Annotated in this window: 11 protein-coding genes and 1 pseudogene; 9 read left to right on the top strand and 3 right to left on the bottom strand. The window is 63.6% G+C overall.

Going from position 1 to position 17,738, the window contains the following annotated elements; translation table 11 throughout:
* The first annotated feature begins 154 nt into the window (after nt 1-154).
* The 9 genes and pseudogenes from AXW67_RS10000 to AXW67_RS10030 all read left to right on the top strand — a co-directional run bounded on the left by AXW67_RS10000 (nt 155) and on the right by AXW67_RS10030 (nt 13,459).
* Nucleotides 155-856, top strand: a complete 702-nt coding sequence (locus AXW67_RS10000) for a GrlR family regulatory protein (protein WP_063677752.1) — start codon at nt 155-157, stop codon at nt 854-856.
* Between the two features lie 20 nt (nt 857-876).
* A complete protein-coding gene (locus AXW67_RS10005) occupies nt 877-1,563 on the top strand; it encodes a substrate-binding domain-containing protein (RefSeq protein ID WP_063677787.1) in 687 nt (228 codons plus the stop codon).
* A gap of 32 nt (nt 1,564-1,595) precedes the next feature.
* Nucleotides 1,596-2,050 (top strand): tetratricopeptide repeat protein (locus tag AXW67_RS43895; RefSeq protein ID WP_430648709.1); only part of this gene is annotated, 455 nt, incomplete at its 3' end.
* A 1-nt stretch (nt 2,051) separates the two neighbouring features.
* Nucleotides 2,052-2,411: pseudogene (locus AXW67_RS43900) on the top strand (tetratricopeptide repeat protein); the annotation flags it as partial.
* Nucleotides 2,412-2,488: 77 nt separating this feature from the next.
* Nucleotides 2,489-2,638, top strand: coding sequence for a hypothetical protein (locus tag AXW67_RS41750; RefSeq protein ID WP_007609497.1), 150 nt, complete (start codon nt 2,489-2,491; stop codon nt 2,636-2,638).
* A gap of 252 nt (nt 2,639-2,890) precedes the next feature.
* A complete protein-coding gene (locus AXW67_RS10015; RefSeq protein WP_063677753.1) occupies nt 2,891-3,595 on the top strand; it encodes a GrlR family regulatory protein in 705 nt (234 codons plus the stop codon).
* A gap of 156 nt (nt 3,596-3,751) precedes the next feature.
* Complete coding sequence (locus AXW67_RS10020; protein WP_063677754.1) at nt 3,752-5,188, top strand: IS1182 family transposase; 1,437 nt, start codon at nt 3,752-3,754, stop codon at nt 5,186-5,188.
* Nucleotides 5,189-5,654: 466 nt separating this feature from the next.
* Complete coding sequence (locus tag AXW67_RS10025; protein ID WP_063677755.1) at nt 5,655-6,938, top strand: MFS transporter; 1,284 nt, start codon at nt 5,655-5,657, stop codon at nt 6,936-6,938.
* 17 nt (nt 6,939-6,955) lie between these two features.
* The gene (locus AXW67_RS10030) at nt 6,956-13,459 is read left to right on the top strand and encodes an AAA family ATPase (protein ID WP_082907850.1); all 6,504 of its coding nucleotides are present in this window, start codon (nt 6,956-6,958) and stop codon (nt 13,457-13,459) included.
* A 170-nt stretch (nt 13,460-13,629) separates the two neighbouring features.
* On the opposite strand, the gene AXW67_RS10035 is transcribed toward AXW67_RS10030, so the two are convergent.
* Genes AXW67_RS10035 through AXW67_RS10045 form a run of 3 tightly spaced genes read right to left on the bottom strand, consistent with a single transcriptional unit; the run spans nt 13,630 to nt 17,560 of the window.
* Nucleotides 13,630-14,247, bottom strand: a complete 618-nt coding sequence (locus tag AXW67_RS10035; RefSeq protein WP_082907851.1) for an Isoquinoline 1-oxidoreductase subunit — start codon at nt 14,245-14,247, stop codon at nt 13,630-13,632.
* Between the two features lie 20 nt (nt 14,248-14,267).
* The gene (locus tag AXW67_RS10040; RefSeq protein ID WP_063677756.1) at nt 14,268-14,792 is read right to left on the bottom strand and encodes a (2Fe-2S)-binding protein; all 525 of its coding nucleotides are present in this window, start codon (nt 14,790-14,792) and stop codon (nt 14,268-14,270) included.
* Nucleotides 14,789-17,560, bottom strand: a complete 2,772-nt coding sequence (locus AXW67_RS10045; RefSeq protein ID WP_063677757.1) for a xanthine dehydrogenase family protein molybdopterin-binding subunit — start codon at nt 17,558-17,560, stop codon at nt 14,789-14,791. The genes AXW67_RS10040 and AXW67_RS10045 overlap by 4 nt, the downstream gene beginning before the upstream one ends.
* Nucleotides 17,561-17,738: the final 178 nt, after the last annotated feature.

The raw sequence follows: 17,738 nt of genomic DNA on the forward strand, positions 1-17,738 counted from the left end.
GCTTTCAATCCGCCAGAGCCGAAAGGCTCTGGCGGATTTTGCATTTTGATGACGGCCTTGCTGTGGTCTGCCTCGCGATGAGGGTGCGAAATCTCTCCATCGCCGATGAAAGCGGGATAGACTGCACGCGGGATGCGGGCCGGGGACACGGCTGGTGTTTGAAGGTTTCTACAAGGTGCGATTTCAGCTTGGCGACGCGGTCGGCCGGAGCGTGATGCATGCTGGCAACGGCAAGATGCTCGGCGGCAATTCGGCCTTCGCCCATATCGGCACCTACGAGAAGACCGCCGGCGGCGTCGACGTCGTGATCAAGACCGTCCGCCACAACCCCGATCCGAATTACCGCGCGATGGCCGGCACCGATGATGCGACCTTGATTGCGAAGGGGACGCCGGACGGCGATCTCTACCGCTTCAAGGGCGAGCTGAAGGAGCTGCCCGGCGTGCCCTTCCAGTCGGTGATGACGCCGATCACGGAGGACGAGGTGCCGATCGCCGGCGGCGTCGGTGAGGGCGGCATCGTCGACGGCCTCTATTCGGTTCACTTGCGGATGCTGGATGGCGTCGACGGTGGTCTCACGGGCGTGATGCTGCTCAACCAGGGCCGCATCCTCGGCGGCGACGCATCGTTCTATTACGTCGGCAGCTACACCGCGGCGAAGGGCCGCTGGAAAGGCCAGATCCTCAACCAGGAGCATACGCCAGCCAAGGACGATCCGATCTTCGGCGGTCATGAGGTCGGCATCGGCTTCTCCGGCACCTATGACGGCGAGCAGGCGGTGCTGGAGGCAACGGCGTTTGCCGGCAAGCGTAGCCTGCGCCTGACCGCCGCGCTCAAGCTGATGCACCGCGCCTGATCATGATCTCGGAATCGCACATGGAAAATGCCGTTCGTATGCTCTCTACGCTCGGTCTGCTAGGGGCGATGCGTCAGCTGTCGTCCGCCTTTGAAGCGGCAACAGATATCCGGATCGACGCCGATTTCGCGCCGACCCAGGCATTGCTCAAGCGGCTTCGCGAGGGCGAAGCCGCCGATCTCGTGATCCTCACGCGCGAGGGGCTCGACGAGGTGATCGGCGAAGGCCGCGTTATTGCGGACAGCGCCATCGACCTGGCGCGCTCCTATGTCGGCATCGCCGTCAGGGCAGGGCACGCGCATCCCGACATCGCCGGCGAAGGCGCGTTGCGCCAGACATTGCTCGCCGCGCGATCGGTTGCCTATTCGCGGCTGGGTGCGAGCGGAATCTACTTCGCGGAGCTCATCGAGCGAATGGGAATTGCCGCCGAGATCAATGCCAGGGCAACCATCGTGCAGCAGGGCTTTACGGCAGAGCGGCTCGTGACTGGCGAAGCCGATCTCGCCGTGCAGCAGATCAGCGAGCTGAAGCAGATCGACGGCATCGAGGTGGTGGGACCGATCCCGCACGCCCTGCAAACGCCGGCCGTGTTCTCCGCCGGCCGCATGGCAAATGCGAAACATGCCGCGGCCGCCGACCGCTTGCTGCACCATCTGGCCTCGCCCGAGGTCGCGCCCGTCCTGCGGCAATCGGGGCTCGAGCCTTGAATTCGCCCGGGCGCGGACGCAACGTGATGGCGATGCGGTCCTGTCTCTGTGCCATCCTCTTCACCCTCGCTGCGCCCTTGTCGGCGCATGCGCAATCGGCCGATCTCGTTCTGTGCGATCGGCTCGCCGCCGATCCCAGCGATCCCGACAAGCCGGCCGATGTGAAGGGCGTGAGCGAGCTGGCAGCCGCCGATATCGCCACCGCCATCAAGTTCTGCAAGCAGGCCGCGCCGTCGTCACGGCGCGCGATGTTCGAGCTCGGGCGCGCCTACGCGGCTAACCGGCAGATGACGGACGCCATCGCCGCCTGGCGCAAGGCGGCGGACAAGGGATCGAGCGCGGCCATGGTCGAGCTCGGCGTGCTCTATGCGACCGGCTCAGGCGTCGCGAAGGACGAGGCACAGGCGCGAAAGCTGCTGGAGAAGGCGGCGCAGGCCGGCAACCCGCGCGGCGTCAGCAACCTGTCGGCTCTCGGCGGCACAGGCGGNCCCGCCGATCCCGCGCGGGCCCGCGAGCTGCTCGGCAAGGCGGCCGAGACCAATGCCGAGGCGCAGTACCAGCTCGGGCTGATGCTTGCGAGCGGCAATGGCGGCGAGAAGGACGACGTCGCCGCGCGTGCCTTGTTCGAGAAAGCGGCCGCGCAAAACCATCCGGGCGCGCTGGAGCGGATGGGCGCGTTCGCCCAGGAGGGACGTGGCGGTCCGAAGGACAAGGATGCCGCGAAAGCCTATTACGAGCGCGCCGCCGCGCTCGGCGACGAAGATGCCAAGAAGGCGCTGGAGCGGCTGCGCTGCCCCTACGCGATCAAGGACAAGCAGGGCAAGCTCGTCACCACGCTGTGCTTCTAGCTCACTTCATACGATTCCCCGGGGAACTGCGCCCGCAAGCCCGCCGTTGACTCCTTGACCAACGAAAGGCGCGGATCATGATCCGCAAACTGGCATCCGGCGAATATCGCCTCTATTCTCGCAAAGTGAATCCCAAGACCGGCAAGCGCCGCAATCTCGGCACCTTCAAGAGCCGCGCCGCGGCCGAAAAGCACGAGCGCGAGGTGCAATATTTCAAGCGGCACTAGCGGGTGACGAACGCAGTCCCGGACCTGCAACAAAAATATCGAAAACAACCCCATGCAAAGTAGCCGGGGACCGGAATGGCGAGTTGCGGATTTGACGAAATTCGTTGACGCGTCGGGCAAAACACCGGCATGATGGCATCATCGCAGCGGAAGGCCCACCACCGGTCCCTGCGCGAAAAAGCCCGATGGTCAAGGCGCGCCGGCAATGCTAGGTAGCCGCCGATTAGATATTGCATTTGCGGGTTCATTTCATTGCTGGACGGACTCTACAAGGTTGAATACGGCATCAATGATGCGGCCGGGCGCAGCATCATGTGCATGCATGACGGCAAGCTGCTGGGCGGCAATTCGGCCTTCGCGCATCTCGGCACGTATCAGGAGCGGGACGGCGAGATCATCGCGGAGGTGATCACCGAGCGCCACAATGACGATCCTCACTACAAGCCGTTTCTCGGCGCCGACGTCGTCAGCATCAGCGTGCGTGGCCGCTCGAGCGGCAACCAGATTCGCTTCGAAGGCAACGCCGCCTCGATGCCCAGCGCGATGTTCTGGGCCAATCTTACCCGGCTTGACGACGAGGGGTTGCCGCCGCGCGGCACGATCGGTCCGGGCGGCATCCTGAACGGACTTTATGCGATCCATCTGGACGCGCTCGACGGCGTCGATGCCGGGCTGTCCGGCGTCATGCTGCTGATGGACGGCCGCATCCTCGGCGGCGATGCGTTCTTCTACTATCTCGGCTCCTACTCGTCGGCGGACGGCCGCTGGAAGGGCGAGATGCTGAACCAGGAGCACACGCCGGCGAAGGGCGAGAACCCCGTGTTCGGCGGCTATGAGGTCGGGATCGGCTTCTCCGGAAGCTGCACGGCGGACAGCGGTGAGCTCGAAGGTGTCGCGCTCGCAGGAAAGCGCAGCCTGCGGCTTGCCGCTTCGCTGAAGCTGATGCGTCGGGCCTAGAGCGCGTACTCAAAAATTCATCGCGTCCGCTTTGCTATTAGAAAGCGACGTTGAAGCCGATAGGTCTGCATGTCGGCCTTGGGCCCAGGCTGTGTGAAAACGCTCTGTTTGCTGTGATTCGCGGGTTAAGATTCCCTGCGATTTGCGGGGCAGCCGATGAAGCGCTTTGTTGAAGGGGTGGTTCGTGGACAGAGCACCTTATTTCCAGCGTCGCTCGATGATTATGTGACCGAGGACAACCCGGTGCGAGCGGTCGACGTGTTCGTCGACGGCCTCGATCTCGATAAGCTCGGGTTCGTCGGTGTCCAGCCACTCGACACCGGCCGACCCAGCTATCACCCCGGTACGATGCTCAAGCTTTACATCTACGGCTATCTTAATCGGATTCCATCGAGCCGGCGCCTGGAGCGGGAATGCCAGCGCAACATCGAGATGATCTGGCTGACTGGGCAGCTGGCGCCGGACTTCAAGACCATTGCGGACTTCCGCAAGGACAATGGAAAGGCCATTCGTGAGGTCTGTCGCGAGTTCGTCGCGCTGTGCCGCAAGCTTGATCTGTTTAGCGAAGCGAGCGTTGCCATTGACGGATCAAAGTTCAAGGCTGTGAACGCACGGGACAAGAACTTCACCGAGGCCAAGATGAAGAGGCGTTTTGAGCGGATCGATGAGAGCATCACCCGCTATCTCTCTCAGCTTGAAACCGCCGATCGGCATGGCGATGCGGTGCCGGAGGCGAAGGTTGATCGGCTGAAAGGCAAGATCGAGAAGCTCAAGGACGAGATCGGCCGACTCAACGCGATCAACGCGGAGATGATGAAGAGCGAGGACAAGCAGATCTCGCTCTCCGATCCTGACGCCCGCTCGATGGCGACAAGTGGCAAAGACACCGGCATCGTTGGCTACAACGTGCAAATTGCGGTTGATACGCAGCATCATCTCATTGTGGCTCACGATGTGACCAACGTGGGCAGCGATCGCCACCAACTCGTCAACATGGCCGAGCAGGCTCGCGCCGAGATGGCTGTCGAGACGCTCGATGTCGTTGCTGACCGCGGCTACTACGAGGGCGAAGAGCTTCGTGCCTGTGAGGAGGCCGGTATCACAGTCACATTGCCGAAACCGCTGACCTCAGGTGCCAAAGCCGCCGGCCGTTTTGGCAAGCAGGACTTCATCTATGTTGCAGCGGAGGATGTCTATCGCTGCCCTGCCGGTGAACGGCTGACGCATCGCTTCACCAACCAGGAAGATGGTAAGATGCTGCGCCGTTACTGGACGAACGCTTGTCAGAGCTGCGCGCTCAAAGCTCAGTGCACGACTGGTCCTCAGCGACGCATCTCCCGGTGGGAGCACGAGGCTGTGCTGGAGAGGGTTCAGCAGCGGCTCGACCAAGACCCCAACAAGATGACTTTACGCCGGAAGACGGTAGAGCATCCGTTCGGGACCTTAAAGGACTGGATGGGTGCGACACACTTCCTGATGCGGGGACGACACAAGGTAGCCACCGAGATGGCGCTGAATGTGCTCGCCTACAACATGAAACGCGTAATAGCGATTCTGGGCTGCAGACCACTGCTGGAGGCGATGCAAACGTAAGGGGGATCTGCACCGGCACCTCGGCGTTCAGAACCCTCTGGTTGTTCTTTGGCAGCCAAATCCAGCCGCGAAACCGGGGGCTGGGCCTCAACCCGCCCGTCGACAAAGCGTTATCACACAGCCTGGGCCACAACCGGACGCATGCACTGCGGCATCGCCATGCACGGATTGCGACCGTTTTACTCGATTACCTCCTGATCGCGGCCATCGGCGCCGCATCACGAGATGGGCGTCCCAATCTTGTCGAACAAGGTTTGCGGCGGGCGGTTGTTGCTTCGGTTCCAGCTACGGATCACAGCGATCGCCGACGTGCGATCGGGACAGTAGCCACGCGCTTATCTCCGTTGACCGTCCCGACACAACGGCGCAGTCTCATCGCGGGAGGACTCGGCCGGAGTCATCGCCCGGCCAGAGTTGCACACCGGATCAAAAAAGCAGCGATCAGCGCAACCGGGAGACGCTGGCAATGACAGCATCCGTTGCTGGTCCGGCAAGCGCGCCAGGGGCCGACCAGTGGACCCGCTACAATGCCACGGTGCTGACGATCTGCATTGCCGGCTGGGCGTTCGACGTCTACGAGCAGACCATCCTGCAACTGGTGACGCCTCTCATCATCATGGAGTGGGGGATCGCTCCGGCGACGATCGGCATTGTCACCACAATCGCGCGCTGGGTCGGGTTGATCGGCACCCTTGTCTTTCCGGCGCTCGCTGATCTCTACGGCCGCAAGCCGATCCTGATCCTCGCCATCTTGGGCTACTGCGTCTTCTCGGGGCTCACCGGCTTTGCCACCGGCTGGGTGTCCTTGCTGATTTTCAGCGCACTCACGCGGATTGCCCTATCGGGAGAAGAGCCGGTCGGCATGGTCATGGTTGGCGAGACGGCGCCGACCAAATGGCGCGCCACCGCGCTCGGCGGGCTGGTCGGCGGCTATCCGCTCGGCTACATGCTGTGCTCAGGGATTGCGCTGATCGCGGTGCCGCTGTGGGGCTGGCGCTCGCTCTATTTCCTCGGCGTGCTGCCGGCGTTGCTGGTGCTGTGGATCAGGATCGTCATCAAGGAAAGCCCACGCTACGAGCGCGTCACCGCGGCGATGCTGAAGGAGGGGCTGAGGAAGCGCTTCGATCTCTGGTCACCGGTCAGGCAATGTCCGCGTGAGATGCTGATCGCCTCCCTCTGCGTTTTCTTCTATCTCTTCACCTGGTTCGGCTGGGCGGCCTGGATGCCGCTGTTCCTTGCCAACGAGAAGCATCTCGGCTTCGAGACCGCCGCAACCTATCTCACGATCTGGATGTTCGTCGCCATCTTCGCGTACTGGGTTTGTGGTGCGCTCTCCGATCATTTCGGGCGTCGCCATGTAATCCCGGCCTTCGTCATTCCGTCCTCCATCCTGCTGGTGGTGCTCGGCTCCATCAGCGATCCCACGTCGCTGTTCTGGGTCGGCCTCGTCGCGAACTTCCTGATCACCGGCAGCTTCGGCAGCGGGCTCGGCTATACCACCGAGCTGTTCCCGACCCAGATCCGCGGCACCGCGGTCGGCGCGGCTTTCGCTTTCGGCGCGGCCGCGGGCTCGACCGCGCCCGCGATCGTGGGCTGGATCGCGACCGGGCACTCGATTGCGGCCGGCCTGCCGCTGCTCGCGTTCTCGTTCTTCCTGCTGGCGCCGCTGTTCTACTTCGCGCGCGACACCACCCGCAGGGAGCTGACCGACTTCGTGGGCGAGAAAGGACATCGTCATGCCGGTTCGTGAGTGATAAACTTCAATATATGAACCCATCATCCAAGTTCGGCGCTGGTGGGAACAGCGGCCTCCTTGTGTTGTGGCAGGACAGCGAACGCGTCGTCTGCCGGGAATGGAGGCTGGACGCCGACGCCCAGCGCAAGACCGTGCTGGCCGTACGGCCTGCCGCCGAGCACCCAACGCCCGCCAGCCTCGATCGCCTCGGCCACGAATTCGGGTTGAAGGACGAGCTGGACAGTGCCTGGGCGGTGCGGCCGCTGGACCTCAGGCGTGATGGCCGGCGGACCACGCTGGTGCTCGAGGACTCCGGGGGCGAACCGCTCGCCGCGCTGCTCGGCGGCCCCATGGAGGTGGGACGCTTCCTGCGCCTCGCCGTCGGCATCTCTTCGGCTCTGCGTCAGCTCCACCAGCGCGGTCTCATCCACAAGGACCTCAAGCCGGCCCACATCATGGTGACCGGCGCGGGCGGCGAGGTGCGGCTCACCGGGTTCGGCCTTGCCTCGCGTCTGCCGCGCGAGCGACAGGCACCCGATCCGCCCGAGTCGATTGCGGGGACGCTCGCCTACATGGCGCCCGAACAGACCGGACGCATGAACCGCTCGATCGATTCCCGCAGCGACCTCTACGCGCTGGGTGTCACGCTGTACCAAATGCTCACGAGCTCACTGCCGTTCGCCGCGTCCGATCCCATGGAATGGGTGCACTGCCATGTCGCCAGAAAGCCGGTGGCACCGAGCGAGCGGTTGGAGAATGTCCCGGCCGCGGTCTCCCAGATCATCATGAAGCTGCTCGCCAAGGCCGCCGAGGAGCGTTATCAGACAGCCGCAAGTGTCGAGAGTGATCTTCGGCACTGTCTGGCCGATTGGGAGCGTCAGGGGTGCATCGACCCGTTTGCGCTCGGCGACCACGACGCGCCGGACCGGCTGTTGATCCCCGAGAGGCTGTACGGGAGAGGGCGCGAGGTCGAGACGTTGCTCGCCGCCTTCGATCGCATCGTCAAGAGCGGCTCGCCGGAGCTGGTCCTGATCTCGGGATATTCCGGCATCGGCAAATCCTCTGTCGTCCATGAGCTGCACAAGGTGCTCGTGCCGCGACGCGGCCTTTTTGCGTCCGGCAAGTTCGACCAGTACAGGCGCGACATCCCCTATATGACGCTCGCACAGGCCTTTCAGAGCCTCGTCCGGCCTCTTCTCGGCAAGAGCGACGCCGAGCTAAGCGGTTGGCGCGACGCCCTGCAGGAGGCGCTGAGCCCGAACGGACGGCTCATGATCGACGTGGTCCCCGAGCTAAAGCTCATCATCGGAGAACAGCCACCCGTCCCTGAGCTTGCGGCGCAGGACGCGCAACGGCGCTTCCAGCTGGTGTTTCGACGACTTATCGGTGTCTTCGCACGGCCGGAACATCCCCTGGCACTCTTTCTCGATGACTTGCAATGGCTCGACGCGGCGACGCTCGATCTGCTCGAGGATCTGTTGACCCGGTCGGATCTCCAGCACCTCATGCTGATCGGTGCCTATCGCAGCAACGAAGTCACTGCCGGCCATCCGTTGATGCGGAAGCTCGACGCCATCAAGACCGCCGGCGGAAAGGTGGCTGAGATCACGCTAGCACCCCTCGCTCGTGAACACCTTGGGCAACTCATGGCGGACGCGCTGCGCTGCGAGCCGGAGCGCGCCGCGCCGCTCGCGCAACTGGTGCATGAGAAGACGGGGGGTAATCCGTTTTTTGCCGTTCAGTTCATTTCTTCGCTCGCCGAAGAGGGAATGCTCGCCTTCGATCATGATGCTGCGAGCTGGTCCTGGGATCTCGACCGCATTCATTCCAAGCGATACACCGACAACGTCGTGGACCTTATGGTCGGTAAGTTTGCCCGCCTGCCGATCGAAACGCAGAACGCATTGCAGCGCCTGGCCTGTCTCGGAAACATCGCCGAGATCAAGCCCCTTTCACTCGTCTACGGGGCGTCGGAGGAGAACGTCCACGCGGCCCTGCAGCCGGCCGTCCACCAGGAGTTTGTCGAGCGCCTGGCCGGCGGCTACCGGTTCGTCCACGATCGCGTTCAGGAAGCCGCATATTCGCTGATCCCGGAGGCGCTGCGTGGCGAAGCGCACCTTCGAATCGGCAGACTGCTGGCGACCCACATCCCTCCCGAGAAACGCGAGGAAGCGATCTTCGACATTGTCAATCACCTCAACCGGGGCGCCACGCTGATCACGGCACCGGACGAGCGCAAGCGGCTGGCCGAACTCAACCTGATCGCGGGCAAGCGGGCCAAGGCCTCTACCGCCTATGCGTCGGCGCTCACCTATCTCGCCGCCGGCGCGGCGCTGCTGCCGGAAGACCCGTGGGAGCGCCGGCACGAACTGATCTTCGAGCTGGAGCTGCACCGGGCCGAATGCGAGTTCGTGACGGGCGCTCTGACGGAAGCGGACGAGCGCCTGGCTGCGCTTGCTCCGCGCGCCGCAACGACGGTCCAGCGAGCGACCGTGGCGTGTTTGCGCGTGGATCTGTATATGACCATCGATCAGAGCGACCGCGCCATCGCAGTGGGTCTGGACTACCTCCAGCACCTGGGCATCGACTGGTCCCCGCATCCGACAGCAGAGGAAGCACGCCGCGAATACGAGCGCATCTGGTCGCAGCTCGGGAACCGCACGATCGAGGAGCTCGTCGAGTTACCCTTGATGAGCGATCCGGAATCGCTCGCGACAGTCGACGTCCTGATAAGGATCGCACTGCCCGCCTTCTTTACATCGTCCCATTTGGGGACCCTGGCAACCTGCAGAGCCGTCAACCTCAGTCTCGAGCACGGCCACAGCGACGCGTCGTGTCCCGCCTATGAGCTGCTTGCCATGTTGGCCGGGCCGTATTTCGGCAACTACGATGCCGGATTTCGATTTGGCCGCCTCGGCTGTGAGCTCGTCGAAAAACCGGAGCTGAAGCGCTTCCAGGGGAGAACGCTCGAGGTTTTCGGGTTCATCGTGCCTTGGACGAGACATGTCCGGACCGGCCGTGATCTCCTGCGTCGTTCGTTCGAAATCGCAAACCGTGTCGGCGATCTCACTTATGCGGGATACGGCTGTGCCCAGCTGAACACCAATCTTCTCATGGCAGGCGATCCGCTCGTAGAGGCGCAAAGCGAAGCGGAAAAGAGTCTCGAGTTTGCGCAGAAATTCCGGTTTGGTCTCGTCGTCGGTTGGATCACCGGGCAACTCGCCCTGATCCGGACGTTGCGTGGCCTAACGACGAAATTCGGTGCCTTTGACGATGGGAGCTTCGATGAACGTGCGTTCGAGCGCCATCTGTCAAGTCACCCGGCATTGGAGCTTCCCCAATGCTGGTACTGGATACGAAAGCTGCAGGCACGCTTTCTTGCCGGCGACTATGCGGCTGCTGTCGATGCTGCGTCGCGGGCGCAACCGCTGCCTTGGCCATCGCTGGCACACCCGGAAACGGCCGAGTATCACTTCTATGGCGCGCTGTCGCGCGCCTCATCGTGGGACATCGCACCAGCCGGCGAGCGGCAGCAGCATTTGGAGCCCTTGGCCGCGCACCACCGACAGCTCGAGATCTGGGCAGCGAATTGCCCGGAGAATTTCGAGAACCGCGCCGCGCTCGTAGGGGCGGAGATTGCGCGGATCGAAGGCCGGGAGCTCGAGGCCGAGCGTCAATACGAGCAGGCGATCCACTCGGCGCGCGCAAACGGCTTTGTTCATAACGAAGCGCTTGCCTACGAGCTGGCCGCGCGCTTCTACGCGGTGCGCGGGTTCGAAGAGTTCGCGCGCGTATATTTAGCAAGCGCGCGCGATGGCTATCTCCGTTGGGGTGCCGTCGGCAAGGTGCGGCAGCTCGACGAGATGTATCCGCACCTTCGCAAGGAGGTGCCGGCGCCCGCTGCGACGGGCACGATCGGCACCCCGGTCGAGCACCTCGACCTCGCGACCGTGATCAAGGTGTCGCAATCCGTCTCAGGCGAGATCGTGCTGGACAAGCTGATCGACACACTCATACGCACCGCGATCACTCAGGCGGGCGCCGAGCGCGGCCTGTTGATTCTTTCGCGAGGAAACGAGCTGCGGACCGCGGCAGAAGCCACGACCAGCGGCGACGCGGTCATCGTGCAACTGCGCGAGGAGGCCGTCGTTGCAGCAATGTTGCCGGAATCGGTCCTGCATTACGCCTTGCGCACGCAGGAGAGTGTGATCCTCGACGATGCCGCGGTCCAGAACCCGTTCTCCGCGGATCCGTACATCGACCGGCACCGTGCGCGCTCGATTCTCTGCCTGCCTTTGCTCAATCAAGCCAAGCTCATCGGAGTGCTCTATCTGGAGAACAACCTAGCTCCTCGCGTCTTCGCGCCGGCCCGGATCGCGGTACTGAAGTTGCTCGCCTCGCAGGCGGCGATCGCGCTGGAGAACAACCGTTTGTACCGCGATCTCGCTGAGCGCGAAGCGAAGATCAGGCGCCTGGTCGACGCCAATATCATCGGGATCTTCATCTGGGATTTCGACGGTCGGATCATCGAGGCCAATGACGCGTTTCTCCACATGATCGGCTACGACCGAGAGTCTCTCGTCTCTGGTCGCATACGCTGGACGGAGCTGACGCCGCCGGAATGGCTTGACCGCGACGAACAACGCTGGGTGCCCGAGTTGAAGATGACCGGAAGTTCGCAGCCGTTCGAGAAGGAGTATTTCCGGAAAGACCGGAGCCGTGTTCCCGTACTGATCGGCGCGGCGACTTTCGAAGAAGGCGGGAACCAAGGTGTCGCATTCGTGCTCAATTTGACGGAGCGCAAGCGCGCAGAGGAACGCCTTCGCGTGCAGCACACGGTCGCGCAGATCTTGGCGGAAGCGGTCACGATCGAGGAGGCTACTCCGAGAATACTGCGGGCTATGGGCGAGTGTCTGGGATGGGACGTGGGCACGCTCTGGCGCGTGGACCGAGAGGCCGAGGCGCTGCGCTGTGTCGAGCTTTGGCATGAAGGGTCGATAGAAGTCCCGGAATTTGAAAGAGTCGGTTCTGAGTTCACCTTCGTTCGGGGGGTGGGACTACCGGGCCGGGTGTGGTCCAGCCTTAAGCCCGAATACGTTCCCGATGTCGTTCCTGATCAAAACTTTCCGCGCGGCCTCATCGCCCAACGCGAAGGACTGCACGCGGCCATCGGCTTTCCGATCCTGCTCGGGAGGGAAGTCTTTGGCGTGATCGAGTTTTTCAGTCGCGAGATCAGGCAGCCCGATCAGGAGCTGCTCAATATGCTGGCTACCATCGGTAGCCAGATCGGTCAGTTCATCGAGCGCAAGCGCGCCGAGACGGAATTGCGCGAGTCGGAACAGAATTACCGCACGTTGTTCGAATCGATTGACGAGGGTTTTTGCACGATTGAAGTTTTGTTCGACCAGAACGAAAGGCCGGTCGATTATCGTTTCTTGCAAATCAGCCCGTCGTTTGAACGGCACACGGGAATCAAGAATGCGGCCGGCAGACGGATGCGCGAAATCGCGCCCCAGCACGAAGAACATTGGTTCGAGATTTACGGCAGGATCGCCCTGACGGGCGAGCCGATGCGCTTTGAAAGTGAAGCCAAACAACTCGGACGCTGGTATGACGTTTACGCCTTCCGGGTCGAAGACCCAAAGCGCAGACGCGTCGGAATCCTTTTCAACGATATTTCCGAACGCAAGCAGGCGGAAGCCGAAGCACGAGACAGCGAACGCCGCTATCGCGAAGTGCAGGCGGAGCTCGCGCACGCGAGCCGTGTCGCGACAATGGGACAGCTCATGGCCTCGATTGCCCATGAAATCAGACAGCCGATCGCTGCGATTGTCACCAACGCAGGGGCCGGGGTGAACTGGCTCGATGCTCAACCGCCAGGTCTGGAGAAGGTCCGGGAGACGCTCGGTTGGATCGTCAGCGACGGCATGCGAGCCGGTGACGTCATCAGCCGGATCCGGGCCCTTATGAAGAAGACGCCTCCGCGAAAGGAGGACTTGGACATCAACGAGGCGGTGGTTGAGGTTATAGCCCTGACCCGTGCCGAAGTGGTGAAGAACGGCGTCTCGGTGCGGACGGAACTCGCGGAGGGCTTGCCGCTCATTCAAGCAGATCGGGTCCAACTGCAACAAGTGGTCCTCAACTTGATCGTCAACGCCATCGAAGCAATGAGCGGCATCGGCGAGGGGGCGCGAGAGTTGCTGATCAGCACGGGCAGAGATGGGTTGAATGGCGTGCTCGTCAGCCTGCGGGATTCGGGTCCAGGACTGGATCCGGCGAGGCTTGAGCACATCTTCAACGCTTTCTACACGACCAAGTCCGGTGGCATGGGCATGGGATTATCAATTTGCCGTTCGATCGTCGAAGCGCACGGGGGACGGATATGGGCGGGCGTGAATGAACCTCGGGGCGCAGTCTTTCAATTCAGCCTGTCTCTGGACCGAGACGAGACCGTCTCCGCTGAATACACCGGCCAATGCCGGCGGCATGAGAGAGCCGATACGGAACGAGAGCCCGTTCTCCGGGACGGCAGATGACCTTACCGAGATCGGCCGCAGCGCGCCGGTGTCGCCGGACCCTGGGCGGTGAGTGGGATCGGGCTGCTGAGGTCGGCTTGGGGTCCTAAGCCGTCGATGACGACCAAGCAGGGCGACTTCCGCCTTACCCTTGGAAGTCGACCTTTGAGCCTATTCGCCTTAGCGCCTCGTCACGGCGCGGGGCAGGCGGCCCCGGTCTTCACCCAGGCCTCGACCAGCTCGCCGGCTTGCGCCTGGGTGCCCGGCACGGGCGAGCGGCCGAAGCCGGGCTTCCAGGCCCAGCCGACCAGCGTGTCCTTGCCGATATGGTCGATCAGCGCTTCCACCTTGCGCCCGCCATTGCGCGCGGGGTCCCTGATCTGTTCGCAGATCTCGCCGATGGTCTTGCCTTCCCAGGCCATCTCTCGCGGCGCGAGATGCCACTCGGGATGGCCGGGAATGCGGCCGGGTTCGAAATTGGCTTTCTGGTGACAGGTGTGGCACCGCATCGACTCGACGCCGTGACCGTCGGCGCCGCGTGCGACCGGCGGCTGATGGAGATGCGGATTATCGCCTTGGCGCGGGCTGTCGCCGGCCGGGTGGCAGTTGGTGCAGCGCGGATGCGTCAGCACCTTGCCGAGTTCGGTGAAGATCGCGGCCGAGCGTTTCTCGGTATCGGCAATGTTGGCAAAGCTCTCAGGCGAGGCCAGCGCATGGCTCGCCGTCTCGGAGGCTGCGTAGCCCGTGCAGAGGCTGCAGGCGAGCGCCGCGACCACGGCCATCGTCTTGAAGCGCGTGTCGGAAATCATGGCCCGTGTCCTTCGCGCCTTCACTTGGTGGCGATGAGATAGCGTGTTGAATCGGCCAGGATCACGTCGCGCACCGCCTCGTGATATTTGATGTAGCCGGTGCAGCGGCAGAGATGGCCGTCGAGCGCGTCCGCGATCGTCTGCTCCAGCGCCTCGCGCGCCACCGGCTTGTGCGCCAGGCGTTCGAGCAGGACCTGGCCCTCGTTGAGGAAGCCGGCGGTGCAATAGCCGCACTGGAAAGCGAAGTGGTCGATGAAGGCCTTTTGCAAAGCCGAGAGCTGTCCGTCCTTGGCGTGGCCCTCGACGGTGCGGATCGACTTGCCGTCGAAATTTGTGGCGGGCGCGATGCAGGTCGGGCTGGTATAGCTGGTGCCGTCGGGCTCGTCGACGATGATGGCGCAGCTCAGGCATTGCGCGGCGCCGCAGCCGAACTTGGTCCCGGTCATGCCGAGGATCTCGCGCAGGAAATCGTTCATCGAGAGATCGTCGCGGACATCCATCGGGCCGTGCTTCTGGCCGTTGATGGTGAGGCTGAGAGTCGTCACGCGAGCACTCCCTTCAACAGGCTTGCCGTGACCGGCAGCGCGCGGAAGCGGTGTCCGGTGGCGTCATGGATGGCGTTGATCAGCGCGGGCACGATCGGGATCATGACGACTTCCGCCATGCCCTTCGGCTCCTCATCGGGTGTCAGCGGCTTCAACATCTCGATCTCGAGGTCACGCAGGGGCAGGTCCGAGCCACGCGCGATCAGGTAGCGCCCGAGATTCCATTCGCCGTTGCCCGGGCCGCCTTCGAACGGCGGCAGGGTTTCGAGCAGCGCGTAGCCGACACCCATGGCGAAGCCGCCATGGGACTGGCCCATCACCACCTCGGGAACGAGCGCGGTGCCGCATTCGAACACGCTATAGGCCTTGGCGATGCGCAAGTTCCCGGTGGCGCGTTCGATCTCGACGCGGACGGCGGTGCCGCACATCGAGGTGTAGGCGGTGCCGATACGATTGTTGTCGGTCGGCGGAAATTTGACGCCTGTGCGGTTGATCCGCTCGAACTTGCCGCTACCCCTGCGGATCGCGAGCGCGTCGATATCGCCACGCCATTGCTCGCCGAACAGGGAGAAGCGGGCGCGCGACCAGGCCCAGCGCGAGAAGCTGTGCGCCACCGCGCCGGTGACGAAGCCGCGCGCATGCGCCGTTGTCGCAAGCGCCGGCAGCGCCAGCGGTTCGAGGCCGGGCACCACAAGCTGGCCGTTTTGCCAGGTCGCGCTCGCCCATTGCCGTGCGCGCGGATCGGTCTTCGGGATGCGCCACAGCTCCAGCGCCGCGGGCCAGAGGCCGAAGCGGAAGATGACGCGGGCGGCTTCCGCCGAGGAATGCGTGCCGACATGAGCGCCGATCGAGGCTGATGTCGGCGAGCTGATCGCAGGCACCCAGCGCGGATTCCGCGATGCCGCATCTTGGGTCTTCTGATCCATGGTGTAGGGATCGCCCGAGGTGACGAGGCCGAGCACGTCGTAGCTGTCGACGCGGGCGACCGAGACCTCGTCGGCGATGGTGCCGAGATGGCCGGCGACGCGGTTTGCGAGCGCCGTGCCGATGCCATTACCCATCTCGACGTGGTCGCAGAATATCGCGATCTTGCCGTCGGCGCCGATCTCGACACGGCCGAGCGAGCAGTCCGCACCGGAGCCGTAATCCTTGGTCACGCAGGCAACGCCGGTGCCGACCAGCCGGTCCGTCGACGCCTGCTTGAACTGTGCGCGTTGCTGCCAGATCGGATGCTTTTCCAGCTTGTCGAGGATTTCGGGCGTCCGCACCGAGACGATGTAGGGATTGCCCGTCATGGTCCGGCCGTTCTGCTTGAGCGCATTGCGCCGTCGGAATTCGATCGGATCGAGCTTGAGCTCGCCTGCGGCCTCGTCGATCAGCACTTCGAGCGCCGTCATGGTCTGCAGCGTGCCATAGCCTCGCATCGAGCCCGCGGTCACGCCGCGCGAATGCAGCGCGACCGTGGTGACGTCGACTTTCGGGATGTCGTAGATCCCGATCGCGCCGGTGGCGGCGACGACCGCGACATTGGCGGAAAAGTTGGCGAGCCCGCCGCCGTCGAGCACGTGATCGGCGGCGAAGGCCTTGATCTTGCCGCTGGCACGGTCGATGCCGATGCGCGAGCGCATCTTGATCGGGTGACGTTTGATGCCGCCTTGGAATTGCTGGTAGCGGTCATGCGCGAGCCGTACCGGCTTGCCCGGGAAGCAGATCGCCGCGAGCGCGACATAGAGAATGAACGGCGTGTGATCGCGGCCGCCGAAGCCGCCGCCGACATGGGCGAACTGGGCATTGATATGCGCGGGCTTAAAGGGCGCGCGGGCCTTGGCAAGCAGATGCGCGATCGACTCGGCCGCCTCATAGGGCGACTGCACGCCGAGCACCAGCTCGAGATTGCCACCCTTGCCGTTGTACCAGGCGAGCCCGCATTCGGGCTCGAGGAACAACGGGTCGACCGATTGCGTCTCGAATTCGCGGTCGAGCACCAGGAGCGAAGCATCCTCCGTCGCAAGCTCGGCGCGGATCTGCTCGCCATGCTTGGCGGCCTTGGCGTAATCGGCGGGCATCTCCTTGGCGAGCGGTGACCACACCGGCAGCGCGGCGTTCTGCACCTTTTTGGGCGAAACCCAGCCGGCCTGGATCGGGGAATAAATGTCCGGCTTCTCAGGTGCGCTGCCTGCCACGCGTGTGAAGCGGAAGGAGCCGTAATCGGGCGCCATCACCGGCCCGGTTTCCTCGCCGAATTTGACGAAGGTGCCGTCGCGCAGCACCAGACGCGCCTGGTCGAAGGCGTCGAACTTTTCGAAGACGAGAAGTGCGACGGGCTGTCCGAGATAGAGCGGCGTCTTGCCGGGCGGGCAGAACAGGTCGCCGGTGTAGAACTCCGGCACCTGCGTGCCGATGCGGTCGAGATCGGCGGCGGTGATGACGACGGACGGCTTCAGCGCGCCCGAAAGACGCGCGAGATCCATGCCGGTGTAGACATGCGTGGCGTCATTGGCTCGCACCAGGATCGCGTGCGAGGTAGTCTGTGGCCAACCCGGCAGGTCATTGGCGCGAAAATCGGAGGCGTACAGCTTTGCGCCGGTGACCTTGGCGACGCCGTCGACGCGGCCTGCGCCCTTCGCCGCGGGGTTGAAGTTGCCGCGCCCGGGAAGCGTCTCGTGGGACGCGAACGGAGCCTCCTTCGCCACACCGAGCTGCGACAGGCTGATCGAGATGCCGCCTGCCGACAACCACTTCACGAACTCGCGTCGCGAAGGCCGCATGTTCAGATCCTTGTGTGAGGTTTCGAGGACATCATGATGCCGACGGCATCGATGACCCGGAGGGTACGCGCCAACGCTCGCGTGAAGCTGTCATGATTCGTCATTCGACGATAGAAACGGGTAGGGCGTTACCAACGAATGAAGACGGCGGCCGTGATGCCGCCGCCGTCTGTTTCGA

Origin of the sequence: Bradyrhizobium neotropicale (assembly GCF_001641695.1) — a bacterium.
Lineage (GTDB): Bacteria > Pseudomonadota > Alphaproteobacteria > Rhizobiales > Xanthobacteraceae > Bradyrhizobium > Bradyrhizobium neotropicale.

What these genes read in the sequence shown, in the direction of transcription:
- AXW67_RS10005 (WP_063677787.1), top strand. Translation starts at nt 877, where the DNA reads ATGGAAAATGCCGTTCGTATGCTCTCTACGCTCGGTCTGCTAGGGGCG.
- AXW67_RS10030 (WP_082907850.1), top strand. Translation starts at nt 6,956, where the DNA reads ATGAACCCATCATCCAAGTTCGGCGCTGGTGGGAACAGCGGCCTCCTT.
- AXW67_RS10020 (WP_063677754.1), top strand. Translation starts at nt 3,752, where the DNA reads ATGAAGCGCTTTGTTGAAGGGGTGGTTCGTGGACAGAGCACCTTATTT.
- AXW67_RS10025 (WP_063677755.1), top strand. Translation starts at nt 5,655, where the DNA reads ATGACAGCATCCGTTGCTGGTCCGGCAAGCGCGCCAGGGGCCGACCAG.
- AXW67_RS10035 (WP_082907851.1), bottom strand. Translation starts at nt 14,247, where the DNA reads ATGATTTCCGACACGCGCTTCAAGACGATGGCCGTGGTCGCGGCGCTC.
- AXW67_RS41750 (WP_007609497.1), top strand. Translation starts at nt 2,489, where the DNA reads ATGATCCGCAAACTGGCATCCGGCGAATATCGCCTCTATTCTCGCAAA.
- AXW67_RS10045 (WP_063677757.1), bottom strand. Translation starts at nt 17,560, where the DNA reads ATGCGGCCTTCGCGACGCGAGTTCGTGAAGTGGTTGTCGGCAGGCGGC.